The 24,476-nt window shown below is 50.6% G+C and carries 23 protein-coding genes; 10 read left to right on the top strand and 13 right to left on the bottom strand.

Annotated elements, in window-relative coordinates; genetic code table 11:
- Positions 1 to 71 precede the first annotated feature (71 nt).
- Positions 72 to 692, top strand: a complete 621-nt coding sequence (locus B156_RS0103065) for a 4'-phosphopantetheinyl transferase family protein (RefSeq protein ID WP_026260562.1) — start codon at positions 72 to 74, stop codon at positions 690 to 692.
- 29 nt (positions 693 to 721) lie between these two features.
- On the opposite strand, the gene B156_RS0103060 is transcribed toward B156_RS0103065, so the two are convergent.
- The 4 genes from B156_RS0103060 to B156_RS0103045 form a co-directional block, all read right to left on the bottom strand.
- A complete protein-coding gene (locus B156_RS0103060) occupies positions 722 to 1,420 on the bottom strand; it encodes a 3-keto-disaccharide hydrolase (RefSeq protein WP_018618158.1) in 699 nt (232 codons plus the stop codon).
- A gap of 7 nt (positions 1,421 to 1,427) precedes the next feature.
- Positions 1,428 to 2,291: a formylglycine-generating enzyme family protein gene (locus B156_RS0103055; RefSeq protein WP_245563675.1), complete on the bottom strand. Its 864-nt coding sequence runs from the start codon at positions 2,289 to 2,291 to the stop codon at positions 1,428 to 1,430.
- Positions 2,269 to 4,596, bottom strand: coding sequence for a DUF7133 domain-containing protein (locus tag B156_RS0103050; protein WP_018618156.1), 2,328 nt, complete (start codon positions 4,594 to 4,596; stop codon positions 2,269 to 2,271). The genes B156_RS0103055 and B156_RS0103050 overlap by 23 nt, the downstream gene beginning before the upstream one ends.
- A gap of 69 nt (positions 4,597 to 4,665) precedes the next feature.
- Positions 4,666 to 5,478 carry a lysophospholipid acyltransferase family protein gene (locus B156_RS0103045; RefSeq protein WP_018618155.1) on the bottom strand — a complete coding sequence of 271 codons (813 nt, stop codon included), beginning with the start codon at positions 5,476 to 5,478 and terminating at the stop codon, positions 4,666 to 4,668.
- Between the two features lie 268 nt (positions 5,479 to 5,746).
- Here B156_RS0103045 and B156_RS0103040 point away from each other — a divergent pair, with 268 nt between their 5' ends.
- A complete protein-coding gene (locus tag B156_RS0103040) occupies positions 5,747 to 6,439 on the top strand; it encodes a porin family protein (protein ID WP_026260561.1) in 693 nt (230 codons plus the stop codon).
- A 253-nt stretch (positions 6,440 to 6,692) separates the two neighbouring features.
- Complete coding sequence (locus B156_RS0103035; protein ID WP_018618153.1) at positions 6,693 to 7,718, top strand: fatty acid desaturase; 1,026 nt, start codon at positions 6,693 to 6,695, stop codon at positions 7,716 to 7,718.
- Between the two features lie 121 nt (positions 7,719 to 7,839).
- Here B156_RS0103035 and B156_RS0103030 read toward each other — a convergent pair whose 3' ends face one another.
- Both B156_RS0103030 and B156_RS0103025 read right to left on the bottom strand, forming a co-directional pair.
- Complete coding sequence (locus tag B156_RS0103030; RefSeq protein WP_018618152.1) at positions 7,840 to 9,948, bottom strand: protein-disulfide reductase DsbD family protein; 2,109 nt, start codon at positions 9,946 to 9,948, stop codon at positions 7,840 to 7,842.
- 251 nt (positions 9,949 to 10,199) lie between these two features.
- Positions 10,200 to 11,033, bottom strand: coding sequence for a phytanoyl-CoA dioxygenase family protein (locus B156_RS0103025; RefSeq protein ID WP_026260559.1), 834 nt, complete (start codon positions 11,031 to 11,033; stop codon positions 10,200 to 10,202).
- Positions 11,034 to 11,182: 149 nt separating this feature from the next.
- On the opposite strand from B156_RS0103025, the gene B156_RS0103020 reads away from it, so the two are divergent.
- The 5 genes from B156_RS0103020 to B156_RS0103000 all read left to right on the top strand — a co-directional run bounded on the left by B156_RS0103020 (position 11,183) and on the right by B156_RS0103000 (position 15,457).
- A complete protein-coding gene (locus tag B156_RS0103020) occupies positions 11,183 to 12,052 on the top strand; it encodes an AraC family transcriptional regulator (RefSeq protein ID WP_018618150.1) in 870 nt (289 codons plus the stop codon).
- Positions 12,053 to 12,247: 195 nt separating this feature from the next.
- On the top strand, positions 12,248 to 13,555 hold the full coding sequence (locus B156_RS0103015) for a serine hydroxymethyltransferase (protein ID WP_018618149.1): 1,308 nt from the start codon (positions 12,248 to 12,250) through the stop codon (positions 13,553 to 13,555).
- A gap of 80 nt (positions 13,556 to 13,635) precedes the next feature.
- Positions 13,636 to 14,508 (top strand): twin-arginine translocase subunit TatC, encoded by an 873-nt coding sequence (tatC, locus tag B156_RS0103010; protein ID WP_018618148.1) that lies wholly within the window; start codon positions 13,636 to 13,638, stop codon positions 14,506 to 14,508.
- A 93-nt stretch (positions 14,509 to 14,601) separates the two neighbouring features.
- Positions 14,602 to 15,228 (top strand): Uma2 family endonuclease, encoded by a 627-nt coding sequence (locus B156_RS0103005; RefSeq protein ID WP_018618147.1) that lies wholly within the window; start codon positions 14,602 to 14,604, stop codon positions 15,226 to 15,228.
- 7 nt (positions 15,229 to 15,235) lie between these two features.
- Positions 15,236 to 15,457 (top strand): hypothetical protein, encoded by a 222-nt coding sequence (locus B156_RS0103000; protein WP_018618146.1) that lies wholly within the window; start codon positions 15,236 to 15,238, stop codon positions 15,455 to 15,457.
- On the opposite strand, the gene B156_RS0102995 is transcribed toward B156_RS0103000, so the two are convergent.
- The 7 genes from B156_RS0102995 to B156_RS0102965 form a co-directional block, all read right to left on the bottom strand.
- Entirely contained in the window at positions 15,454 to 16,815 is a 1,362-nt protein-coding gene (locus B156_RS0102995; RefSeq protein ID WP_018618145.1) for a DUF58 domain-containing protein, read from the bottom strand. The two genes, B156_RS0103000 and B156_RS0102995, sit on opposite strands and share 4 nt — an antisense overlap.
- Before the next feature lie 126 nt (positions 16,816 to 16,941).
- Complete coding sequence (locus B156_RS0102990) at positions 16,942 to 17,406, bottom strand: hypothetical protein (protein WP_018618144.1); 465 nt, start codon at positions 17,404 to 17,406, stop codon at positions 16,942 to 16,944.
- Positions 17,403 to 18,377 (bottom strand): AAA family ATPase, encoded by a 975-nt coding sequence (locus B156_RS0102985; RefSeq protein ID WP_018618143.1) that lies wholly within the window; start codon positions 18,375 to 18,377, stop codon positions 17,403 to 17,405. Before B156_RS0102985 ends, B156_RS0102990 begins: the two co-directional genes overlap by 4 nt.
- Before the next feature lie 22 nt (positions 18,378 to 18,399).
- Complete coding sequence (locus tag B156_RS0102980) at positions 18,400 to 19,587, bottom strand: DUF4350 domain-containing protein (RefSeq protein ID WP_018618142.1); 1,188 nt, start codon at positions 19,585 to 19,587, stop codon at positions 18,400 to 18,402.
- Between the two features lie 142 nt (positions 19,588 to 19,729).
- Positions 19,730 to 20,524, bottom strand: coding sequence for a DUF4129 domain-containing protein (locus tag B156_RS0102975; RefSeq protein ID WP_018618141.1), 795 nt, complete (start codon positions 20,522 to 20,524; stop codon positions 19,730 to 19,732).
- Positions 20,508 to 21,428, bottom strand: coding sequence for a hypothetical protein (locus B156_RS0102970; RefSeq protein WP_018618140.1), 921 nt, complete (start codon positions 21,426 to 21,428; stop codon positions 20,508 to 20,510). Before B156_RS0102970 ends, B156_RS0102975 begins: the two co-directional genes overlap by 17 nt.
- Positions 21,403 to 22,368: a stage II sporulation protein M gene (locus tag B156_RS0102965; RefSeq protein WP_018618139.1), complete on the bottom strand. Its 966-nt coding sequence runs from the start codon at positions 22,366 to 22,368 to the stop codon at positions 21,403 to 21,405. The genes B156_RS0102970 and B156_RS0102965 overlap by 26 nt, the downstream gene beginning before the upstream one ends.
- A 140-nt stretch (positions 22,369 to 22,508) precedes the next feature.
- Between B156_RS0102965 and B156_RS0102960 the strand changes: the two genes are divergently transcribed.
- Complete coding sequence (locus B156_RS0102960; RefSeq protein WP_018618138.1) at positions 22,509 to 23,204, top strand: RDD family protein; 696 nt, start codon at positions 22,509 to 22,511, stop codon at positions 23,202 to 23,204.
- Positions 23,205 to 23,276: 72 nt separating this feature from the next.
- Positions 23,277 to 24,461 carry a M20 metallopeptidase family protein gene (locus B156_RS0102955; RefSeq protein ID WP_026260558.1) on the top strand — a complete coding sequence of 395 codons (1,185 nt, stop codon included), beginning with the start codon at positions 23,277 to 23,279 and terminating at the stop codon, positions 24,459 to 24,461.
- The last annotated feature ends 15 nt before the right edge of the window (positions 24,462 to 24,476 follow it).

Raw genomic sequence — 24,476 nt, 5'->3', positions numbered from 1 at the left:
CAAACGAATAAGTTGACAATCAAAGGTCGTTAAACCTTTCTTTTTGTCGCACGTCTTCCGACTTTTGAGTTGTGACATTGCAACTAAATGAGGACTGTGTAGCCATACTCCAGTCAATTACCGATGATGAGCCGACACTTTGGGCTGGTTTACCCTTGACCAATACGGAGCAGGAAGAACTGGCCATGATAACTCATCCGGCACAGCGGGTTGAATGGCTGGCCTGTCGGGTGGCTATCCGAAAACTGATTGTAGAACAGGGCGCCAGGTACCAGGGGCTTCAAAAAGACGAATTCGGAAAACCATTTTTGATTGACTCTCACTGGCATATATCCCTCTCGCATACGAGTGGCTGGGCAGCGGCTATCCTGCATAAATCAAGGCCGGTTGGCATTGATATCGAGCCGATTCGGGAGCAATTCAGGCGGGTAGTGCCGCGTGTTTTATCGGCCAACGAAATTACTCACGCGGCCAATGACCCGCATCGACTGGCTATTTACTGGTGCGCCAAAGAAGCCCTGTATAAATTATACGGCAAACGCCAGCTCACCTTTCGGGAGCACCTGCACGTTGAACCCTTTGCCGACGATGCGGAGGAACTGGTAGGCCATGTACGCTTACCCAACCATGAAGAACGGCTGGAAATCCGCTGTTTCCGAACGGGACCGGGACTACTGGCCGTAGCGTTTTGATGGGTCAGGGAGCGTATTAACTTTCCCCCTTATTTTAACTCCCTGATGGCAATATTGCGAAAGCGGTGAGCGGCACCGGGTTTCCAGGAATTAGCCATGTTAAAGGCGTTGGCTGCTTCGGAATACACCGCCGACCAGTGGGCCTGCAACCCAATCATGCCGGTTGTTTCACCGGCCACAAAGTCATTGACCGGCTCGGTAACGGTCCACATCGGTTCATCGTTTACCCATAGGCTGATGGTGGGAATATCCCCTTCCATGCGAATACGGAACGCGTTCCAGTCGCCGGGCTTCCAGACGCTGGCAATGGCGGCAGCATGCGCCCCTTTGCTCACCTTCATCCGCTCGCCCAGCAGGTCTCCCAGTGAGCCGGGCATAGCCAGTTCAATCTGATACGCTGCCCCACTTTCGGTCGAGCGGATGAAGATCCCTCCGTTGCAGAAAGAGGCCACTTTAGCCTCCAGGTACAGTTCAAAATTGCCGTATTTTTTGTCGGTCAGCAAAATGCCACCCTGGCCGTATGGGTGTTGCTTCAGTGTAATGGCTCCCTTTTCTACGAAGAAATTACCCGTCGTTCCCTGGTGCGAAGTCCTGCTGGTGTGCCATCCTTTCAGGTCTTGCCCGGTAAAAATGGGTGTGAATCCAGCCGGAATTTTGCCAATCTGGGCGTAAGCCGTATGCAGCGATAACGTGAGCAGTAAGAGCGTCAATAAATCTTTTGGGTGCATTATTATATCATTTCGTTTCCAGCACTACCCTAAAACCAACATCCCATCCGTTGCCCGGTCCACCGGCATGGGTCATGTAGGTTGCATTTTTCACGTCACCCATAAACGAAGCCCCTTTCAATACATGCTGTTTTCCGGTACGAGTTGGAGACGGGTCGGCAAAGAGTTTCTCGTTGTAATAATCCTGCACCCACTCCCACACATTGCCCAGCGTGTCGTACAAACCCCAGGCGTTCGGCGCTTTCTGGCCCACGCGGCCAGTCGTGACGGAACCCAGTTGAGCAGAAGCCTGAATATCTTTCCAGGCTATGTCGTCTTTAGCACCTGCCCGGGCTGCGTATTCCCACTCAAATTCCGTGGGCAACCGATAATGCCTGCCTTTATCCAGCGCGTTGAGTTTCGATATAAATTTCTGCACATCCTGCCATGTCACGTTCTCAACGGGGTGCTGGTCGGCATCATCGGCAACTTTGCTACCCTGAAAAGCGGATGGGTTAGTACCCATCACCTGCTTCCATTGGCCCTGCGTTACCTCAAATTTACCGATGTAATATGGGCGATTGATCGTTACCGGAAAGCCCGGCCGGGCATCCTGCTTAACCAGTTTTTCGGCAAGCTGGTATTCTTTACCCGTCCAGGGTAACCCTGATTTTTGGGCAGCCGATGCATTCTCCGACGGATTTTGTTTCGGATAAGGCGGCTGAAAACGACCGACCAGCATGCTGCCTGGCTGTATCAGGACGAACTTCATCCCGATGCTGTTTGTATAGGTAGCGTCCTGCGCCACCAGCCGGGGGGTGTAAAAGAGGAACAGCAAAGCGGATAACCAGCACCGGCTAAACCTGATGCTATTCTGACTTATTCTTCTCATCGGGTTTGCTCCAGTTTGTCCGTTCGGCACGGCCCAGTTTAAAGATTTCCAGTTCCTGTTGGGTCATTCCCGGCATTTTTGGGGTATTAGCCCGTACTTCGGCCACTTCGGCGGGCGTAACGACGGATGATTTATTCCCCAGTTCGCTACTGTTACGGATGTAACTCAGCACCGACGCAATCCATGTATCGTCATTCCCGCCCATTGAGGGCATCATATCCGGGTACGTTTTCCCATCGACCGGCCCCCGCATGCCATTGAGCAGGAGTTGCGTAACCAAAATCTTATCACCCCTGACGCGAGGGGAACCCGCCAGCGGAGGAGCGGGCATCTGCTTGCCGCCCATCGCTATGCCTTTGCCATCGGGGCCGTGGCAGGTGGCGCAAAGCTGCTTAAAAATGGTAGCACCATTGGTGACCAGCGCGCGGTCGGCGGGGCTGAGGTTTCGGGTGCGCGCCCGTTCTGCTTCCTGCACTTTCTGGCTTTCGGCAAAGGTGGTAAATGAAAACTGCATGAGCTCATTTTTGGGGTTGTCGGCCAGCAGCATTTTGACGATGGCCTGCGTATGGTCCGTCTTATGACTTCGGAGCGACAGGGCTAGTTGAATACGGACATCGGGGCTTGGGTCGGTTGCCAACATAGCCAGTTTGGCAATTACGTCCGGGTCTTTTTTATCCAGATACTGTTCGCTAATCCAAACGGCCGTTTTTCTCACCTGCGGCTCAGGATCGGTAAAGGCCCGAAAGAGGGTGGGTTTATCGATAGCCTTCAATCCTTCCAGTGTCCAGAGCGCGTGAATACGGGCCAATGGACCAGGCACTTTCGCCAGCGACGCTTTTTCACCCAGGGAAATCTGTTTCAGGACTGGTACTACCGACTGGTCATTCCGAATAATGAGTAATTGCTGGGCATTATCCCGCCACCAGCCGTTGGGATGGTCCAGGTACGTAACCAGTTGGGCGCTCGACTCATTGAGCATATTTGGGCGATGGGTATCCGGGGTAAAGTCGTCATGAACGACGCGGTAAATGCGGCCCATTCCCCGATTCTTATACAGCCCTTTCTGCTGAATAATACCCCCCAGATACGAGCCGGGTTTCGTCCATTCGCTTTCCTGGATGATGCCGTGGTACATATCTACAATGTAAAAACAGCCATCGGGACCCGTATAGGTGTTTATAGGACGGAAATTCATGTCGGCCGAAGCCAGCCAGTCTTTCTGCTTGTAAGCATCAGCAATGTAAATCTTCCCATTTTGATTCGTCACTTTACCGCGCTTGATGATGCGTCCAACCGGCTCGGCAATAAAATAATCGCCCTGCATATCGGCGGGCAGGCGGTCACCCCGGAAAATAGACTGCCCACAACCCGACGTGAATTTATTCAGCGTATTGTCCTCCGGCCGCAGGGCGTCCCGTCCGCCCTGCGCATCGACGGTTCCAATAATGGGCCAGGGCTTCGTAAAGTCTTCTGAATACTGGTCAGCAAAGTTCAGGGCACCATAAGCCGGGTTTTGCTGAATCTGCACGGCGGGAAGGCCAGGACCGGCTTCGGAGTAAAACAGCCGCCCATAATTATCATTAGTCATACCCCACTGGCCAATCATGTTGTCAATCAGGGTATCGGCTATTAATTTCCCCTGCTGGTATTTGTACCGCAGATTGTCGCGGGTTGGGTAAATCCAGTTATCCAGGTTCCAGACTAATCCCCCATTCTGATGTTCCAGGTTTCGGGAGTCGATGGCTTCATTGCGAAACACTATTTTTTTCTCGTCGGCCTTGCCATCGCCGTTGGTATCCCGATAGCTCCAGATATGCTGCACGTTGGTTACACCAACCAACAGCTCGTCGCCAACCGGCAAAATGACGCGGGGTAACACGAGGCTGTCGATGAAAATGGTTGACTTATCCATCCGGCCATCTCCATCCGTATCTTCCAGTCGTTTGATGCGGCTGGTGGGCGCGTATTCGCCGGTGGCACTGGCATCTTTCATGTACGTGTTCATTTCGGCTACGTACAGTCGGCCATTACCATCCCAGGCCAGGGCTACCGGCTCCTGAATCATGGGTTCACTGGCCACCAGTTCAATATGATACCCCGGCGGCAGTTGAATCTTTGCCATACTCGCTTCCGGCGACAGCGGCTCTACCGGAGGGTTTGTGTCCTGCACCACGCGGGAAAAATCCCGGCCATCAGTTGGCTTATGCGAATTACTACAACTGGAAACGGATAGCGCAAAGGCAAGAGCACAAGCGGGGAAGAAGTAATTTTTCAGTGTCTTTCTCCAGTCAAAGTAAGCGTACATATCCAGTCATTTTTGGGTCTAGTGATACTCCGTTTATTCCGGAATTAGCCTTCATGGTTACCATCTATCCTAGTTTTTATCCTGCGCCCATTCCGGGGTATCCTGCTCGATGGCGTGCCTTACTTTGGCTACAATATCCTCAACGGTATCCTCCGCACTATAGTCAAGAGGAGCCTTGAACTGTACGGTAAGCAGGGTATTCCGTTTTTTGAACCGCAGTCCTTTCTTGTCAAACGCCCGCCGAAACCCGTTGATGACAACCGGAATAACAATTGGCTCGATGTTTTTGACCAGATGACCCGTGCCTTTCCGAATGGGCGCATAAGGAGTAGTGGTACCCTGCGGGAAACTCACTACCCAGCCATGCGCCAGCGCTTTGGCAATCTTATCATTCGCTGTCGTATCGACAGACCGCTGCACCTCACGCCCTTCGGCCCGCCATGACCGCTCAATCGTGAGGGCGCCAATAGCCGAGAAAATGCGGGGCAACAGACCCTTCTGCATCGTTTCGGAAGCGGCCACGTAATACTGCCGGGCGCGGGGAGCTAACAGATACACAGGGGGTAACATAGTGTTTTGAAATCCCCACTTTACGGCGCAGAAGATGTGAAAAAAGGCAATCACATCGGCGAAATAGGTCTGGTGATTCGAGAGAAAAAGTACGTTGTTGATCGGAAGGTTTTCCAGGTTCTCCGTACCCTCAATCTGAATCCGGTTCACTACCGTATAGCGGGCATAGGTAGACCAGCCCACTATTCCAATCAGCATCCGCCTGACCAGCAATGAGCCACCAAAAGGATCACACTCAAAAAGGCCAAGCACATCCAGTGGCATCAGCAGTTTAGGCAGATAACTAAATTTGGTTGGCTTGACGTACTTCATGTTTAGGCTAAAAGGTATCGTTGATTGGTAAAGGTACAAGGGTATAACAATGTTTTCAAGAAAAAGTACAATGGCTGAAAGGCTGAAAATCACCACTCAAAACAAGTTAATGAAGAGGCTCATTCTTTTTTTTTCGCCGGGATTAATCCTTTTCATACCGGTATCCTCTAACCTACGAAATCACTTAAAACAACGACTTCGCCTATTGCCGACATTTTACACGATTAAATTCATGTTCTCACTTTTTACTTTATTTTTTCCTACTATCATGAAACGCATTGTGCTTGTCGGTCTTATTGCCTGCTTAGGCTCCCTGGTTTCTCAATCCTCTTTTGCCCAGGTTCAAATCGGTGTTCGGGGAGGAGCCAACATAGGGTTTGCTTCCAAGCCTGAATACTTGGGCAGCCTGACCCCCGCTTTTCATTCAACCGTTGGCCCAACGGGAGCTATTTTTCTCGATATTCCGCTGAGTGACCGCGTTTCGTTCCGCCCTGAGTTTGCTTATGTACAGAAGGGAGTTGCCATACGGGAAGGGATTGATGTAAACCTGGGGGGATTCAACCTGCCCATTGGTGCCACGATAGCCTATCAGTCGCAACACGTCGAGATTCCACTGCTGGCTAAAATCAACCTGACAGACGGAGCCGTACAACCTTATATTATTGCAGGACCTGCCGTAAGCTACGCTGTTGACGGGCGAATCCGGACGCGTGCCTCCGCCCTGTTCACGACGCAGGCTTACGATGTAGATGTCAACTACGGCGGCATGCTAAACCGCTGGGATGTAGGTGCCGTTGGCGGACTTGGCCTGTCTATGGATGCCGGAACCGGCAAATTTTTCGTCGAAGGTCGCTATACGCAGGGTTTTACCCGGCAAATACAGGTGCCCATTGTCAATGTCAATGTGCGCAATAGGGGCGTGGCCGTATCGCTTGGTTACTCCTTCCCTATTGGATACTAAACACTACTTTCACCATTCATTACGCATTACCTTACCATTCACTACTACCTATTTTTTGATTGAATCAACCTGAATCGGTAAAGGCGAAGCTGCTTAGCTTCGCCTTTCTTGTTTTTCGTGAGAATAGGATAAAAATCAGATATGTTTCGGCAAACGGCATGTTGCAGCCAGTTGAAAATGTATTAATTTTACTGTTCATTTTCATCGCCCACATGGGCGGCCCCGTTATAAAAGCGACACCTCATCTATGGCAATGTTAACAGATTTCGTTCGTTCAAACGCTTCCGAACCCCACCGAATCCGTACCCGACAAATACTAAAATCACACCCGGAACTCAAGAAATTGATCGGACAAAAAAACCCGAATACGATTTGGGTTATTCTGGCTTGTGTGTCGCTGATGACTGGTATGGCCTGGCTGGTACGGGATCAGTCGTGGTGGGTTATTGTGGCTGCAGCCTGGTTTATTGGCGCATTTCCGGCCCACACTCTGTTCGTGTGTATTCACGAAGCAGCGCATAACCTGATTTTCCGTAAGCCCACCGCCAATATGTGGGCGGCCATTTTTGCGAATCTGCCCACGATATTACCTACGGCGCTCTCGTTCAAAAACTTCCATATCAAGCACCACGCGTTTCAGGGTGTGCATGAGCTGGACGCTGATTTGCCCGACTGGTATGAAGCAAAGCTGATTAATAACTACGCCATTGGTAAAGCCCTGTGGCTGTTATTTTTCCCCATTTTCCAGGCCATTCGTACCCTGCGGATGCACGAACTGGCAGTCATCGACAAATGGGTGCTGGCCAATATCCTGGTTCAATTGGTCTTTGACACCCTTATTGTGGTGCTGTTTGGCTGGAAAGCACTGGCATTTATGCTGCTTTGCCTGTTCTTTTCGGTTGGTTTCCATCCGCTGGGTGCCCGCTGGATTCAGGAACACTACCTGACCCTTGACCCGGAGCAGGAAACGTACAGCTATTATGGCGGCCTGAACGGTCCAAACCTGAACGTAGGTTTCCACAACGAGCACCACGATTTTCCGTCTATTCCCTGGAACAAGCTCCCCGAAATCAAGAAATCGGCCCCGGAATATTACGATACCCTGAAATTTCATACCTCGTATGTGCGGTTATTCTTCCGGTTCCTGTTCGACCAGGAAATCTCGTTGTACTCCCGCATTGTTCGGAAAGAACGGGGTCGCGTAACGGTTGCCGACCAATCGAGACCCGATTTGGAACTGGTCCAGTCCCAGGCCATTCCAGCGGAGTCGGTAGCTTAAGCAAACATCATCTCAACAAAAAATCCCCGTCTGAACCAGGCGGGGATTTTTTGTTGAGATAAGAGGACTCTCGAATTTCCTGTCTGGAGATTCCTCATTCTTTAAAATGATAAGGACACCCTTAACTCTTCGCTTTCCCCGCATCCAGAAAAGCCACAAAATTCGCTACGTCGCGGTCGTAGTTTTTAGGAGACACCAATAGCTTTCCTTCACTATTGACCAGGCAATAATGCGGCTGAGCATTGTTGTTGTATTTCGTAATCTGCAAATCCGCGTTCTGGGCACCGATGGTTTTTTTCACCTTTCCATCGTAGGTAGACGTATACCACTGCGATTCGGGCAGTTCGGTTTTATCGTCTACATACAGCGCAACCAGCACGTAATCATTTTGCAATCTTGACATTACCGCCGGGTCTGACCAGACACGGGCTTCCATTTCGCGGCAGTTCACGCAGCCGTGCCCCGTAAAATCAATGAATACCGGCTTCCCTACTTTTTTGGAATAGTTTAACGCCTGCTGGTAGTCAAAGAAACCCTGAAAGCCACGGGGAAAATGAAACAGGTCAGCGTATTTTATTGACTCCGTAAGGGTTGGCTGGGATGACGTACTACCCATTGATTGCTGGTTGTGCAGGTTAAAATCTTGCGAGGTTTCGGGCGGTAAGTAGCCGGAAAGAGCTTTCAGCGGGGCACCCCACAATCCCGGAATCATATACACCACAAACGAAAAAGTAGCAATAGCCATGAGCAGTTTCTGTACGCTGATAAACTTGGTTTCGCTATCGTGCGGCAAACGAAGTTTACCCAGAAAATAAAAGCCGATCAGAGCGAAAATAACAATCCAGATGGAAAGAAATACTTCGCGGTCGAGCAGGTGCCAATGGTATACCTGGTCGGCCACGCTCAGGAATTTAAACGCCAGAGCCAGTTCCAGAAAACCCAGCACCACCTTGACCGAGTTGAGCCATCCCCCCGACCGGGGCAATCCCCTTAACCACTGCGGAAAGGCGGCAAACAGCGTAAACGGCACCGCAAAAGCCGACGAAAAAGCGGCCATTCCCAAAATGGGTTTGATTACTTCGCCACCCGCCGAGGCCACCAGCAAACTACCGACGATGGGACCCGTACATGAAAATGAGACAAGTACCAGCGTAAAGGCCATAAAGAAGATACCCAGAATACCCCCTTTCTCCGACCGGGCATCGGCCTGATTGATAAGCGAGTTAGGCAGCACAATCTCGAAAAGACCCAGAAATGAAAGACCAAAAATGAAGAAGATGGCAAAAAACAGGAGGTTGGGCACCCAGTGCGTACTCACGAAATTAGCGAAAGCCGGTCCGTTGAATCGGGATACCACCGTACCAATAAGCACGTAGATAGCAATAATAAAAAAGCCGTACAGTAATGCCTTCCACTGCCCACCCTGCTGATTGGTAAAAAAACTAACGGTGGCCGGAATAATGGGAAACACACAGGGCGTAAGCAGGGCCACTAAACCCGACAGGAAAGCCGCCAGCAGGAAGCCGCCCAGCGAACCATCCGATGCCTCAGCTTCCTCTTTCAACACTTCTTCAGGATTGCTGATAACTTCCGACACGGTTGACTTCTCCGCTTCAACCGTGTCAGATACCACAGGAACAGGGTCTGGCATCATAGCGGCCACCGTTGTTTCGGATGTGGGTTTGGTAACAGTTGATGTCGGGGCAGGCGTTGATGCTACGCCAGTTATGGTAGTACCAGGGACTGCGCCTGTTGAGGCTATAGCCTTCACCTCCGTTGATAAGTCCACTTCAGCGGGGGGCAGGCAGGTGCCATCTTTTGAGGAACAGGACATGTACTCGGCCGTTCCGGCAAAGGTAAAAGTGGGCTTTAGTACCTTTATTTTCTGGACAAAAAGAGCTTTGTTTTCAAACTGCCGAACCTTTGTTCCCCAGACCTCCTCAAAAACCTCCCGAACGCCAACCGGCGTTGTTTTTCCTACCAGCGTATAATTCTCCGATTTCGGAAATTTGAACGAGGTTGGCAGCGGACCAATATCCGGGTTAAGGTCGTTGGAGTAAATGTGCCAGCTGTCAGCGATGCGGACTTGAATTTGGATGCTGACAACGTCGCCAACTTTAGTGGGTTGTTTATCGACTTTAACTGACCAGTTGGTGGGGTCTTTACGTATCTGCGCTGTTGTGGTCAGGCTGATAAACAGCCCTACAACGAGTGCTAGGAAGGACTTCATTTCGTTTTTGGAAAATGATGATTTGGTAGAACAACAGAAATACCGCAAAAATATTTCCATCAATGGCAACAGTCGCCTATTTAAGCAATAAATGGCTGTTACTGAATCGCGTATAGGACAAATTTGCATCAGGCCCCGGTTCAAATTGAGACCTGATGCAAATTTGTCCTATACGCACTGAACTACTACCAACTCAATGACTTTTCCGTTGCAGTTCGAGGCCTCACTACCTGAAACCCCTCCTAACAATCCTAATAGCTAAACAGGACTGGATTTAACTCATTTTGGGGACTGCTGCCAACCGGAACGTTGTTGAGCCATTTAGCATGGTCGGCGGTTTGGTATTTATTGCGGGGCGGCACAATAACCTGGTCTTTGTCCATGTAAATCATGGTCATTACTTTACGGGGCTGGTCGGATACGTTCGGCCCGGCCCGGTGGAACGTCCAGCCTGCGTGGTAACTCAGTTCACCCAGCTCGAACGGGGTATTGTTAAGGGGAAAATTCTGCTTCTGCAGTTCATCGGCCAGGAGTTTCTCGCTATCGTCGCTGATTTCAATGTCACGGCCTATTTCTACGTGCTGACTTCCTTCGGCAAAGGCCAGCGGCCCCATCTCCATGGGCGTTTCCTGCAACGGAATCCAAACGGTAACGGTGTTAGGCGATGCCAAAGGCCAGTAAAACTGGTCAGCATGCCAGGGAGTTATCCCACCCGACGGTTCTTTGTACAGGGCCTGGTCATGGTAAATTCGCACACCCTCCACCCCCATCAGATCGGCAGCAATCCGGGCTAGTCGTGTCGAAAAAACGAACTCTTTTGCCTGTTCATCCTCCCGCCAAAGGTTCATAATCTGGAGAAAAGCCCGCTCATAGGTTGTACGCTCCTCCATAGGCTTGATGAGCGTATTAAGCCGAAAAACCAGGTCCGTCAGAATATCGCCGTAATAGGTAAGTACCTCCGGACTTAGCACCTGCTTTAATTTGACGTACCCGTTTTGGCGATAAAAGGCCACAGCGTCGGGACTAATGGCATAAGGTCTGTTTAGCTCGCTTAACAGTGCTTCTTTATCAATTGTCGTTTCCATGAGGGTAAAGGGGGTGGTTTGTTGCGTTGTTACGATACAAAAGTAAAAACATCCCTGCATGCTATGTTGCCCTGTTTTTACCAGTTTATATGCAATTTTGACTATATGCCGAGATACAACCTATTTTTTACATCAAAATAGCGCACTAAATGAAAGCATTGTATGAAAAGGTGATGCTCAGTGACCAGCGTTCGGTGCTAGTCAGGCAATTTCAGTTACCCTACTTCGATTCACTTTGGCATTACCACCCGGAGTATGAGCTGACGTACATTCCTAAAAGTTATGGCCGTCGGTTCGTGGGCGACCATGTCGACACCTTTCGGGCGGGTGATCTGGTGTTGCTTGGGCCCGATCTTCCCCATTTCTGGCGTAATGACGATGAGTTTTACCAGGCCGATTCCAGCCTGCGGGCGGAGTCTATAGTGGTGCAGTTTCCGGCTGCGTTCGATGAGCGTGTACTGGCCGTTTTGCCCGAAGCGGCAGCTATCCGCCAACTGCTCCAGCGTGCCCGCTACGGGCTGCACTTCGGCCCGGCCTGTAGCGAATCGGTTGCTGAATCAATAAAGCAATTGCCCAGGCAGACGGGCTTATCACAGTTGTTGGCCCTGCTAGCTATCCTGAACCAGTTAGCCACCGATACGGAAGCCAGACTACTGGCCAGTGATGGGTATCAACTGGCTACGGGTTATGCCGAAACCGAACGGATGAAACAGGTGCTGGAATTCATGCTGGCTAACTTTCGGGGTGAGATACGAATTGACCAGATTGCATCGGTAGCGGGGATGGCCCCGGCTGCCTTCTGCCGATATTTTAAGAATCGTACCCGAAAAACATTTGTCGACTACTTAAACGAACTTCGCATTAGCCACGCTCGTAAACTGCTGGCTACCGTTGATTTATCAGTTGGTCAAATCGGGATGGAGTGTGGTTTTACCAGCAACTCACACTTTCATCGGTTGTTTAAACAGCACACGGGCGTAACACCCTTCCACTACCAGTCAGAAGCCAGAGGCAGATAGGGGCCGTTGCCATCGTGGATTTAGCCGGGTTGTTACCTGACCTGTATTAATGAGTGAGTTCTGGAGCGCGATCCATCCGGCGTGGCCCGTTGTTATTCTGTACGCTTCCGTTGCAGACATCATCGAAAAGCTACCACACGTATCGGATTAAGCCGTACTTTTGTATAGCCAATAGTTGCTTTTAGCCAATTGATTATGACGACCGATACGATTACTACCCGCGACACACAGATTTTTGACCTGATTGCCAAAGAGCAGCATCGTCAGGAGTCGGGTATTGAACTGATTGCTTCCGAAAATTTTGTATCGCCCGCCGTTATGGAAGCGGCTGGTAGTGTATTGACGAACAAATACGCAGAGGGGCTTCCCGGCAAGCGGTATTACGGTGGCTGCGAAGTGGTTGACCAAATTGAACAGCTTGCCATCGACCGGGCCAAAGAACTCTTCGGAGCCACCTGGGTGAACGTGCAGCCTCACTCCGGCGCTAATGCTAACACGGCGGTTTTTTTGGCCTGCCTGAAACCAGGCGATACCATTCTGGGCTTCGATTTGTCGCACGGCGGCCACTTAACGCACGGCTCGCCCGTGAATATTTCCGGTAAATATTTCCGTCCGACATTTTACGGCGTAGAGCGCGAAACGGGTGTTATCAACTACGATGTAGTGGAAGAAACGGCCAAACGCGAACGCCCAAAACTACTTATCTGCGGTGCTTCCGCCTACAGCCGCGACTGGGACTATGCCCGCCTTCGTGATATTGCCGATAGCATTGGCGCGTTACTACTGGCCGACGTATCGCACCCGGCGGGGTTGATTGCGAAAGGGTTGCTGAATGACCCGCTTGCTCACGCCCACATTGTAACGACCACAACGCACAAAACCCTGCGTGGTTCACGGGGGGGCATCATCATGATGCGGAATGATTTTGAGAATCCGTTCGGCATCAAAACGCAAAAGGGCGAAACCCGGTTAATGTCGTCGTTGCTGGATTCGGGGGTGTTCCCGGGTACGCAGGGTGGGCCATTGGAGCACATCATTGCGGCTAAAGCAGTTGGGTTTGGTGAGGCACTGACGGATGATTTCTACGATTACGCTGTTCAGGTGAAAGCTAATGCGCAGGCAATGGCTACTGCTTTCCTGAACCGGGGTTATAAAATCATTTCGGATGGTACGGATAACCACCTGATGCTGATTGACCTTCGGTCTAAAGGGGGTACGGCCTCCCGGCTAACGGGTAAGCTGGCAGAGAACACACTGATTAAAGCAGATATTACCATCAATAAAAATATGGTGCCATTCGATGACAAATCGCCCATGGTAACCTCTGGTATGCGTGTGGGGACGGCGGCTATGACAACGCGCGGTTTGAAAGAATCGGACATGGAACAAATCGCCGTATATATCGACAAGGTGCTCATGAATCACGATAACGAAACGGTTCTGTTGAGCGTTAAAGAAGAAATCAACGAGTGGATGAAAGCATTTCCGCTCTATAAAGGCTAATTTAGACTGATTGAGTGATTGAATAGTTTGATGTGTCAGCTATTCAATCACTCAATCAGTCAATCATTCTACATCAAAAGATGCCACTTGACCAACTGACTGACGACAACGAAGAGGAAGTAGTGATAGATGAAGAAGGGAAGGAGATGTCCTTTCTGGACCATCTGGAAGAACTTCGCTGGCACATTATTCGGGCCGTTGGCTCCATTTTTGTGTTTGCCATTATTGCCTTTGTTTACAACAGGGAGATTTTCGACAAAGTAATTCTGGCCCCCAAACATCCTGATTTCTGGACGTATAGGATGATGTGTAAGCTCTCCGAGATTTCGGGGTACAGTGACCTCTGCGTGAAAGAACTCAACTTTGAGTTACAATCGCTGGGAATGTCAGACCAGTTCACCATGGCTATGACCTCCTCGGCCATTATCGGTCTCTGTTTTGCGTTTCCATACGCATTCTGGGAAGTATGGCGGTTTATCAAGCCCGGTTTGCGGAACGTAGAGAAACAGGCTGCGCGTGGTGCTGTATTCTTTGTGTCTTTACTGTTTGTAATGGGGTTGATGTTTGGGTACTATATCGTGTCGCCGTTAGCGATCAATTTTCTGGCCAATTTCCAGATTACCCCCGAGATTAAGAATCAATTCGACATAACCTCCTACATCGGTATTCTGGTAACGCTCTCTTTGGGCTGCGCCCTGATTTTCCAGATGCCCATGATTGCCTACGTACTATCGAAAGTTGGGGTTTTGACCCCTGCCTTTATGAAATCGTACCGCAAGCATGCCTGGGTGGTTATTCTGGTCGTGGCTGGTATCATCACGCCCTCGCCGGATATTTACAGTCAGGTACTGGTAGCCGTACCCCTTGTGCTGCTTTACGAAGTGAGCATTGTGGTATCGGGACGGATTGAACGGCAACGCATGAAAGCGGAGCGGGACCTGATGAAATCGTAAAAGATAAAACCCGAATAAAAGGCCCTTTCAGAGCGAAAGGGCCTTTTGCTTTGTATTAGGTTGCTGTATCTTTACTAAAAAGCAAACGGACGTATGCAGGCTATAGAGAAAGTACGGCTGACGGACAAACAGGTAGAAACGCTTGAGGCTGGAGAATTAGTAGAAATTTCGGCATCCTGGGAGGAGTTTGAGGATTTTCTAACCGAAACCGACTTCCGCGTTGAGTACCATGATGGGCAGATTATTGTAATAGGGCTAGCAAAACTTATTCATGAAATTTTAGTCACTCGATTGGCTTATCTATTGACTGGCTACTATTTGGGGAGGCTATTTTACGTAGCAGGCAGCAATACCGGGATTCGTAAAGACGGCAAACGGAGACATTACAACGGTGATTTAGTGGTTATCAAAGGGAAGCCTATCTATCAGGATAAATCACGCTCCATCATTACCAACCCCTACCTGATTGTAGAAATCCTTTCCGAATCAACACTTAGCTACGATTTGGGGGCTAAGAGACGGAGGTACGAAGAAATGGAGACCGTACAGGAAATCGTATTCGTTGACCCAATAGCCCGTGAGTTAATTATTTGCCGCCGGACCGAAAAGGCCAATGTCTGGACCGAAACGCTGTACAATCAACCGGATGAACCCGTTTCTATCGATGGTTTTGACATTCCACTCACTGAAATTTTTGCTAACCTACCCGAAGAAGAATAATTGTCCGATGACCCAATACGATTTCCGAAGTTATCATTATCGCTCCATCAACGCAGCCAATGATGCCGAACGGTCCGCTATCAATCAGGAGCTGAAAGACCTGTATACCTTGCTCCCGGATGAGGAAAAGCCTGAATTTAACCGGCAGTTACAAACGTTTCTGACCAAAGAAATGGGGAAGCTGAAATCCAATTACGAATCAGTGAAAGGTAACCTGGGCGATAATTAAATCATACCCCGCGCTTTCAGTTCCAGGTACTTATTTATCGTATCGGCGGTTAGATTCTGCGGAGCAGTCAGGATGGTTTGAATACCGTACAGGCTTAACTCCTTTACAATTTGCCTTTTCTCGAACGTGAATTTTTCGCCAATGGTTTTCAGGTAAATCTGCTCGGTATCCGTAGCGGGTTTATCGAGTAAACTTCGCAGTTCGGTGTTCTCGAAGAAAATGACCAGCAATAGGTGGTCTTTGGCCAGTCGACGCAGGTACGGCAGTTGCCGTTGCATAGCGCCTACCGTTTCAAAATTCGTGAACAGGAGCAGTAAACTCCGCTGACGGATATGAGCTTTCACCCTAACGTACAGACTTTCGTAATCCGTTTCCAGAAAGCGGGTCTTCTGCCGGTACAGCAGTTCCAGAATTTTCAGCATATGTCCCGCCCGACGGTCGGCGGGCAGCAGTTGGCCAATACGGTCGGAGAAAGTCAGGATACCAGCCCGGTCCTGCTTCAATAAGGCAATATTGCTTAGTACCAGACTAGCATTAATGGCATAGTCGAGCAGGGTCAGTCCCTCAAACGGCGACTGCATCACACGGCCTTTGTCAATCAGGCAATACACTGGCTGGGAGCGTTCGTCCTGATACGCATTAATCATCAGCGATGCACCCTGGGCATCGGCCCGGCGTGAGGTAGCTTTCCAGTTGATTGTCCGCACATCATCGCCGGTATTGTACGGACGAACCTGTTCAAATTCCATGCTGTGCCCAATGCGCCGGATGCGTTTCACTCCTACCTCATTCAATCGGTTGGTAGACGCCAGTAATTCATACTGACGCATCTGCAAAAACGACGGATACACCCCCACCATTTTCCCCTGCTCGTACTGAAAACGGCGTTTCAGTAATCCCAGCGGTGATAAAACAAATACGTTAACGGCTCCAAAACTATACTCGCCCCGTTTGGTAGGACGAAGTTCGTACCGGATAGCCTGCGTTGCGTGGGATGCCAGTCGGGCACGGAACAGCACATCCCGACGCTGGAATTGAAACGGAATTTCGTCGACAACCTCGACATCGGCCCGGAATGAATACCGGTTCTCCAGATAGATCGTGATTGGATTTTCATCCCCGTTGGATAACCGGTCGGGCACGTCCCGACGGGCAAAAAAAGCCAGACCGGGTTGCTTTCTGGCCATCCCAAACAACAGCCAGGCATCCAGCACAATCAGGCTGACGAAGCCAACGAAGAGTAGCCGCACTGACGGAAACAGCGCCGGAAAAGCGTATGCCGCCACAAAGAGCAACACCATAACTACCAGGCTCAACCACAGGCGCGTAGCGACGAAAAGGGGGCCAAGGAATTTCATTTAGGATGATGCTTACCTGTTTTCACAATCGGAAACTTTAGATTGTAGATTTTTGTAGTACATTTAAATTGGTTGGGGTGCAAGCCTCGACCCCGCCTTGAGGTGTTACGGTCGTTCCGTGACACCTCATTGTATTTTATGATCTATCGTTCCGTCAAACACCTGTTCCCGTGAAAATATAAACAACCGACTCTGCCAAATAAGCCATATCGCTTTAATATTTTGACTACGCCGTACTCTTCCCTTGACCCCATTAAGTAGATTACCCGCCTTAATCGTACTCTGGATATGAATCAAGACCGTTTCAGCCTGCCGGTGTGCATCCCGAATTTCGTTATCAATAGCTGACGGGGTAGGAGTAGTATTGTGCTTAAATTCGATGAGTTTTTTTTCATTGACGAGAAATGCGTCAGGATTTTTTACACCAGGTTCATCAATAACCGGCAATAGAAGTAACTGGTAACCAAACTGAGCTAGTACAATGGCTGTTTCAACATTCAAACTTCGCTCCGGACCATTGTGCTGTTCATGTACATCTACGTACCCTCCTGAGCTTTCATCTTCGAATACCCGAATAAAATCGTCGGTCATCTCGGCACGTCAACTTTCTGTACCAGTTGTGCGATAACTTCATCGGCGGTACCGCCTTCCATTTCGCGTTCGGGAGTTAGCAGGATACGATGGCGCAGGACGGACGGGGCTAGTTCCCGTACGTCTTCAGGGGTGATAAAGTCGCGGCCCCGGAGAGTAGCCAGGGCTTTGGCACTGTTCAGCAAGGCTACCGAAGCGCGGGGTGACGCGCCCAGATACAACGATTTGTTGGCCCGGGTAGCCTGTACGATCTGTGCTATATAGTCGAACAATTTATCTTCCACGTGTACCTGGTGCACCTGCCCACGCAGAGAGGCCAACTGGTCGGCAGTTAAAACAGCGTCTATCGCATCGAGGGCATCGGCAAGGTTCCGGCGCTGGTGATGCCCGCGCAGAATAGCAATTTCCTCATCACCAACCGGGTAACCAATGACGATTTTAAACAGAAAACGGTCCAACTGGGCTTCGGGTAATCGGTACGTGCCCTCCTGCTCAATGGGGTTCTGGGTAGCCAGTACCATAAATGGATTAGCGAGCGTGTAGGTTGTGCCATCATTCGTAACCTGCCGTTCCTCCATTACTTCAAACAGGGCCGCCTGCGTTTTGGCCGGTGCCCGGTTAATCTCATCAATCAGGACAAGATTAGAAAAAACGGGGCCCTGCCGAAAGGTAAAATCGCCCGTTTTGGGTTGAAATACCGACGTACCCAGCACATCAGAGGGCATCAGATCGGGGGTGAACTGAATACGACTGAAGCCCACCGACAACGTTTTGGCGAGCAACTTAGCCATGAGCGTTTTGGCAACGCCCGGTACACCCTCAATGAGCACGTGCCCATCGGCCAGCAACGCAGTGAGTAGTAAGTCGACGGTTTGTTGTTGGCCAACAATAACTTTACCGATTTCAGCACGGATGGCATCAACGGAAGTAGTAAGCGCGGTCAGGTCTAATCGGGTATCAAAATTTTCCATATAAGGCGTCTGGATAGGGTCCTCAGACCATTTCATGTTTAACGTTTTCAATGGCCCGGTTGAGGGTCAGCAAATCAAATTCGGAGAGCGAGATACTACGCTGGGCATCGCGCAGGAGTCGTACCAACTGGATTGCTTCATCGGGAGAAGCGCCACTTTTTTGGGCCAGCGTTACCGCAAACTGATTGTCCAGCATGGTAGTATCCAATCCGTATCGTTCACGGATATCGGCCAGGAAATACTGGATTTTTTTCCGGGCCATGTTGTCGTGGTCACCCCGCTGAAAATACAGTCGACCTACGTTCTTCACGAAGTCCAGTGAGGTATTTTTGGGTGATTCGAGGACAGGAATAATACGCTGGGTGCGCTTTCCGGCGAAGATGGCATACAAAATCAAGCCGAACACAACCAGATAATACGCCCAGTTTAAGGACGGTTGTGAGCGAATGTACCGGAAAATAGACTGCTGGTCCTCGTCAAACCGCCCCTGTTTCTGGTATTCATCCCAATACGTGGGCAAAGCGGGCAAATACGAAAGGGCTTTAAAAGAATAGTCCGACGTTTTAGCGTCGAGCACGTAATAATTGGTAAAAGCCAGGGGTATGTTATGCACAAAAAACTGCCCTTTCCCGTACTGAACCCGAATAAAAACAGGCTCCTTCCGGGCGTTACGCCCCAACACGGTTATACGTTGCGTGTCTTTTAACTTAAGGTAATTTCGGCCATCGTCGTGAACGAAATTGTACCCTTCTGGCGTGCGTAGCTGCGGGTTAGTGAAATTCTGGCGAAGCGTAGTATCTGCTTTGGCAGACTCTCTCTCATCAGCCTCGAAACCCAGTACTTTCTCCAGCGTATCGGGAAGAGAATAAGCCGAAATGAAAACGTTATTTCCCCGCCAAACGTAGGTCAACAGCGGCTTTAAATCGTTTTTATCGGGACTAAACCCCTGATTTATAAACAGGTAGTTGCTACGGGCGGGTAATTTTGTTTCGGACAGAAAATTGTACGCTGGTAAACGCACCGACTCCACAGTCGATTCTTGCATTAGGTCGGGCAGCAACTCAAACAATGCCTGGGTACCGAATGGGATTTTATCGCTGTTCTTATACGTAGCCTGCCAGCTGATGGGCTTCGGGCGGTAGTGCTCGAAGAGCATATAGGCCACCACCGTTGTCAGCAGAATAAGGAAGTATTTATTGGGTTTCGGCAAAATCGGCTACGCGGTATAGTAAGTGGCAATATATCGAAAAACGGGGTTTGGTCAAATGAAATCAGCCCGCTTCGTCGGCAAACGCGGTAAGTATTATCTACTGGAATTGGCCATACTTTTTTCACTAAACCGCTGATATAAACTATGAGCGTTGATTACTATACAAATGTGACTTACTCACTGAATCTGCGCTGACGCTAAACTGCCTAAACTCGTCCCGTATGGTGGTAAATTGACCATTATCCACCGGAAAATCACCGTACCAGACAAACTCAAACCGGCGCGTCAGTTTCTCAAAAGCGGGCTGTAACGCCGTGTTTACCAACTCCTGCACGTATTGCCGGTTGGTTTTATCGGGTTTATAAGCAATGTGGCCCGCGTTGGTCAGTTGCTTAAGTGTTTGCAGGTAAAGCAGCCGAACAGCCAGCCGGAAGTTTCGTACGGCAACAGCTTCATCGACGGCCGCATCGAAATTGATTTCCTGAATATCTTCGGTTAGATTTTCATAGTCCATACCGGTGGCCTGCGCTTTTTGAGGAAACAGGAATCCCAGTACTTCCGCTTTCGCAAGTAAATAAATTGCCAGCCCGGCAACGGCGGCTAAAATCACGTACTGCCAAACATTTTCGTACGCTTTACTCCGCAGAAACTGGTCTAATTTCCGAAAAAGCCACGCAAAGAAACGGGCCACCGGATTCTCAGGCGGGGGTGCATTGCGCCCATACTGATAATTGTGGTCGGTTTGTAAATCGCGCAGGTGTTGGGCTTCCGGATAGCGGGTGCGGATGGGTGCCCGATCGTCACGACTGACCGGCGATGCTTTTGCCGGGGGCGACTGCGCTAATGAGACAGGCACCACCATCGCTACCAGCCACAGCAGGCTCAGTACCAGATATGCCCGACGCAAAGCCAACCCGGTATTAATACGTTTCTTCATCCGATGACCGGGGTTGCCCGGGGTTGGTACCGATAGCGTCGATGGCGGAAAGAAGTCCCCGACCTTCCTGCCGCTCTACCAGATTCGTGTACTGGAAGCCCAATGCGATGTAAATGATGGAACGCAGTAAAGTACCTCCAACCGTAGCCAGCACATTGCCCACCACGACCCAGAATCCACCCACATCGGGCAACAGTTTTGAGCCAATCAAAAAGCTGATAACACCCGCAGGCAGGGTAAAAACGAGGCCCAACAGCCCTGATAAGATACCCATCACGATGAGCAGGCCAAAAGTAGACCACCACTTATCCCGGATAAGCGTAAAACAGCGATTCCAGGTCTGGCTAAAATCGGTACTTTCAAAAACGACAATGGCCATTGCCAGCGAAAGAACGATACCTACGTAAATACCCGGAAGGACAAAAAAGAAGGTGGCTACTACCGTGACAATGGAACTGAGTACACTAACAACGATTGCCCGGCTAATGTGGGCCTGCATCTCTTCCCACACTTCGGCAACGCTGATTGGAACTGGCTCCAGGCTGGTGTCCAGACGCTGCCCTGTTTTGCGGCTATACACTTTCATGTGCGCGTACGTAGCCAGGCTAACCACCAGAATCGCCAGCAAACTGAACAGGCCGGCAATTGCAAAAGCAGGCGAAAACACATTCTGCATCATCCGAAAAACGGCCGTCGGGTCTGAACTGGAGTCGGTATCGCCGGATGACCTGGCCAGGTCGAATAAGTTGGATTGCAGGATACCCGAAGCGATACCGGCCACCAGGGCTACAGGCCCTACAATATACAGCAGCGATAAGCTTAGGCTTCGGAAATTCTGGGTGATGTACTGAAAAGTAACGTTAATCTTGTCGCCAAAATCACGTTGTTGATACAGTTGAATCATGTTGGAGTTTTCGGTTTAGTCGAATAGGGTAAACAACAAAATACCAGCTGATAAACGTGGCGGACACCAGGATAATCAACCCGCTGATGAGGGGGGGCAGGGTCAGTCGGGTAACAAAACTTTCCAGAAATCCAGCCATAATGAAAATGGGCACCAGGCCAATGGCAATTTTGAGTCCCTGCTTCATGCCCCGCTTGAAAGACTCAAGCCGGGAGTAGGTTCCCGGAAACAAGAGACTGTTTCCTACCGTCAGGCCCGCGCAACCGGCAATAACGATGGCCGATATTTCGAGCGTGCCGTGAATCCAGATTTTCAGTACCGACTCCAGCAACAGACCGCGCTCATGGAAGAAGTGTTGAAATGCGCCCAGCATCACACCGTTGTAGAACAGCATCGCCATGGTACCGAACGAGGCAAACAGCCCGAAAACGAACGTCCGGAAAGCGACGTAGATGTTGTTCAGGGTAATATGCACAAACATGCTGGCCTGGTCGCGGCTGTTGTACACACCTAAGGGGTCGCCCTTCCTGATGTTTTCGAGTGTCATATTTACGTAACCATCACCCAGAATCAGCCGGACAAAGGTGTTATCGTGGGCCGCCGACACCCATCCCAGGATACAGGCAGCCAGAAAAATACCGGCCGACAGAGCCAGCAACCGGTGCGACTGTTTAAACAGCAGGGGCAACTCATAAAACCAGAACGTACGCACCCGGCCCCGGTCGTCGCGTCGGTTCTGCATCAGGCCCCGGTGCATCTGACCGGCCAGCCCGTTCAGGTAGCGCGTTACGCTGGAATCGGGATAGAAGGTGCGGGCGTACGATAAATCATCCGTCAGTTCCACGAAGCGATTCGTCAACTCATCGGGGTCGCGGCTGGGATTCTGTTCGATATCACGCCACTTGTCGGCGTTTCGTTTTACAAAAAGGGCTTCGCGCATGAGGAACGATTTGGCGTCAGTGGCGGATAGCCAGATGCTGAAAATTGGTCATTTCTGCATAAAGAACCAAAGAAAGGGTGTTATTTTTGACGAATATCTCAATTCAGTAACCGCTACAAGTAGCCGAGTATCAATACCACATGTCCGTTGCCATCCGCACCTCCCAGAATGTTCTGCTGGAATACGAACCCGCCAGTCTGGGCGAACGGATTCTGGGCACTATGCTCGACTACCTGGTTCTGTTCGGCTGGTTTATTCTGGTACTGGCCCTGCCCAGTTCGATGGGGTTTCGCCCCAACACCTTCTACACTATTCTGGTCATGCTGCCGGTGGTTTTTTACGACCTGGCCAGCGAGTGGCTGCTGAATGGGCAAAGTGTGGGTAAGCTTGCCATGAATACACGAGTCGTTATGCTGGATGGTTCCCAGCCGGGATTGGGAGCTTATTTACTGCGGTGGGTGTTTCGTATTATCGAATCAGCCGCTTTTCTGGGTGGCATCGTACCCATTATCACCATAGCCGCCAACGGAAAAGGACAGCGCCTGGGTGACCTGGCGGCTGGCACATCGGTAGTACGGCTGAAGCCCGCCGTTTCTCTGGACGATGTGCTCATCCAGCCGCAGGCTGAAAACTATACCGTTCAATTTCCCGATGTCCGGCTACTCTCCGACCGTGACATGGCAGTTATCCGGGCGGTTATCCAGCAAAATAGTGCCGACACACTACAGCGAACCGCCGAGAAAATAAAGGCTGTAACGGGGCTTACCACTACACTCGATGACCGGATGTTTTTGCAGACGGTTATCAACGATTACCAATTTATTACATCGCAATAACGGCAAAACGCCGGTGTTGCCATTCTCAGTATCACTGTTTAAATGGGTCAGCTACTGTTGCCCCTGATTCATATGCTCGACTCCATTAAATCACTGGCCCATCAATATGCGGCCGACATTGTTAACACCCGCCGTCACCTGCACGCGCACCCGGAACTGTCATTTCAGGAACGGAACACCGCCCGTTTCGTGGCCGACCAGTTGAAAGCCATTGGGATAACGCCCCAGGAAGGTGTAGCGGACACAGGCCTGACCGCCCTAATTGAAGGCAGAAATCCATCCAGCCGCGTTATCGCCCTTCGGGCCGATATGGACGCCCTACCCATTCACGAAGCAAATAACGTACCCTACAAATCGACCGTGGAGGGCGTTATGCACGCCTGCGGACACGATGCCCATACGGCCAGTTTGCTCGGCGTTGCGCGTATTCTTCACGTGTTGCGCGACCAGTTCGATGGCACTGTAAAACTGGTCTTTCAGCCGGGCGAAGAGAAAGCCCCCGGTGGTGCTTCCCTGATGATTAAGGAAGGCGTACTGGAAAATCCGACACCCGCCAGCATGATTGGGCAGCACGTGGCGCCTAATATCCCGGTGGGTAAAATCGGCTTTCGCGAGGGTATGTACATGGCCAGTACGGATGAGCTTTACCTCACCGTTCGGGGTAAAGGGGGTCATGCCGCCATGCCTGATAACCTGGTTGACCCGGTCCTGATTGCGTCGCACATCATCGTAGCCCTGCAACAGATTATTAGTCGGAACCGCCCCCCGGCCAGCCCGTCGGTGCTGTCGTTCGGGCGGTTCATTGCCGATGGCGTAACGAATGTCATTCCGAATGAAGTGACTATTCAGGGCACGTTCCGGTGCATGAATGAAGGATGGCGGGCCGAAGGGCAACGGCGCATGGTAAAACTGGCCGAAGGTATAGCCGAAGCCATGGGTGGCTCCTGCGAATTTACCATCGTAAATGGCTACCCATTCCTAAAAAACCATCCCGAACTAACCCGGCGTATACGGGCCCAGGCTGTTGAGTACATGGGTGCCGACAACGTGGTTGACCTGGACTTGTGGATGGCGGGCGAAGATTTTGCCTTTTACTCGCAGGTAGTCGATTCCTGTTTTTATCGGCTGGGCACCCGCAATGAATCGCGGGGCATCATTTCCGGTGTTCATACCCCTACCTTCGACATTGATGAAGCCGCCCTGGAAACCGGCGCGGGCCTGATGAGCTGGCTGGCCGTTCGGGAGTTGATGGTATAAATTTCCAGCCTGTCT

Origin of the sequence: Spirosoma luteum DSM 19990 (genome assembly GCF_000374065.1) — a bacterium.
In the GTDB taxonomy this organism is placed as follows: domain Bacteria; phylum Bacteroidota; class Bacteroidia; order Cytophagales; family Spirosomataceae; genus Spirosoma; species Spirosoma luteum.
This window is presented reverse-complemented; position numbering and strand designations above follow the sequence as displayed.

Bases quoted from the DNA above. Each gene is read 5' to 3' on its own strand.
- B156_RS0103060 (WP_018618158.1), bottom strand. From the start codon at position 1,420: ATGCACCCAAAAGATTTATTGACGCTCTTACTGCTCACGTTATCGCTG.
- B156_RS0103055 (WP_245563675.1), bottom strand. From the start codon at position 2,291: ATGAGAAGAATAAGTCAGAATAGCATCAGGTTTAGCCGGTGCTGGTTA.
- B156_RS0103050 (WP_018618156.1), bottom strand. From the start codon at position 4,596: ATGTACGCTTACTTTGACTGGAGAAAGACACTGAAAAATTACTTCTTC.
- B156_RS0103045 (WP_018618155.1), bottom strand. From the start codon at position 5,478: ATGAAGTACGTCAAGCCAACCAAATTTAGTTATCTGCCTAAACTGCTG.
- B156_RS0103040 (WP_026260561.1), top strand. From the start codon at position 5,747: ATGAAACGCATTGTGCTTGTCGGTCTTATTGCCTGCTTAGGCTCCCTG.
- B156_RS0103035 (WP_018618153.1), top strand. From the start codon at position 6,693: ATGTTAACAGATTTCGTTCGTTCAAACGCTTCCGAACCCCACCGAATC.
- B156_RS0103030 (WP_018618152.1), bottom strand. From the start codon at position 9,948: ATGAAGTCCTTCCTAGCACTCGTTGTAGGGCTGTTTATCAGCCTGACC.
- B156_RS0103025 (WP_026260559.1), bottom strand. From the start codon at position 11,033: ATGGAAACGACAATTGATAAAGAAGCACTGTTAAGCGAGCTAAACAGA.
- B156_RS0103020 (WP_018618150.1), top strand. From the start codon at position 11,183: ATGAAAGCATTGTATGAAAAGGTGATGCTCAGTGACCAGCGTTCGGTG.
- B156_RS0103015 (WP_018618149.1), top strand. From the start codon at position 12,248: ATGACGACCGATACGATTACTACCCGCGACACACAGATTTTTGACCTG.
- tatC (WP_018618148.1), top strand. From the start codon at position 13,636: ATGCCACTTGACCAACTGACTGACGACAACGAAGAGGAAGTAGTGATA.
- B156_RS0103005 (WP_018618147.1), top strand. From the start codon at position 14,602: ATGCAGGCTATAGAGAAAGTACGGCTGACGGACAAACAGGTAGAAACG.
- B156_RS0103000 (WP_018618146.1), top strand. From the start codon at position 15,236: ATGACCCAATACGATTTCCGAAGTTATCATTATCGCTCCATCAACGCA.
- B156_RS0102995 (WP_018618145.1), bottom strand. From the start codon at position 16,815: ATGAAATTCCTTGGCCCCCTTTTCGTCGCTACGCGCCTGTGGTTGAGC.
- B156_RS0102990 (WP_018618144.1), bottom strand. From the start codon at position 17,406: ATGACCGACGATTTTATTCGGGTATTCGAAGATGAAAGCTCAGGAGGG.
- B156_RS0102985 (WP_018618143.1), bottom strand. From the start codon at position 18,377: ATGGAAAATTTTGATACCCGATTAGACCTGACCGCGCTTACTACTTCC.
- B156_RS0102975 (WP_018618141.1), bottom strand. From the start codon at position 20,524: ATGAAGAAACGTATTAATACCGGGTTGGCTTTGCGTCGGGCATATCTG.
- B156_RS0102970 (WP_018618140.1), bottom strand. From the start codon at position 21,428: ATGATTCAACTGTATCAACAACGTGATTTTGGCGACAAGATTAACGTT.
- B156_RS0102965 (WP_018618139.1), bottom strand. From the start codon at position 22,368: ATGCGCGAAGCCCTTTTTGTAAAACGAAACGCCGACAAGTGGCGTGAT.
- B156_RS0102960 (WP_018618138.1), top strand. From the start codon at position 22,509: ATGTCCGTTGCCATCCGCACCTCCCAGAATGTTCTGCTGGAATACGAA.
- B156_RS0102955 (WP_026260558.1), top strand. From the start codon at position 23,277: ATGCTCGACTCCATTAAATCACTGGCCCATCAATATGCGGCCGACATT.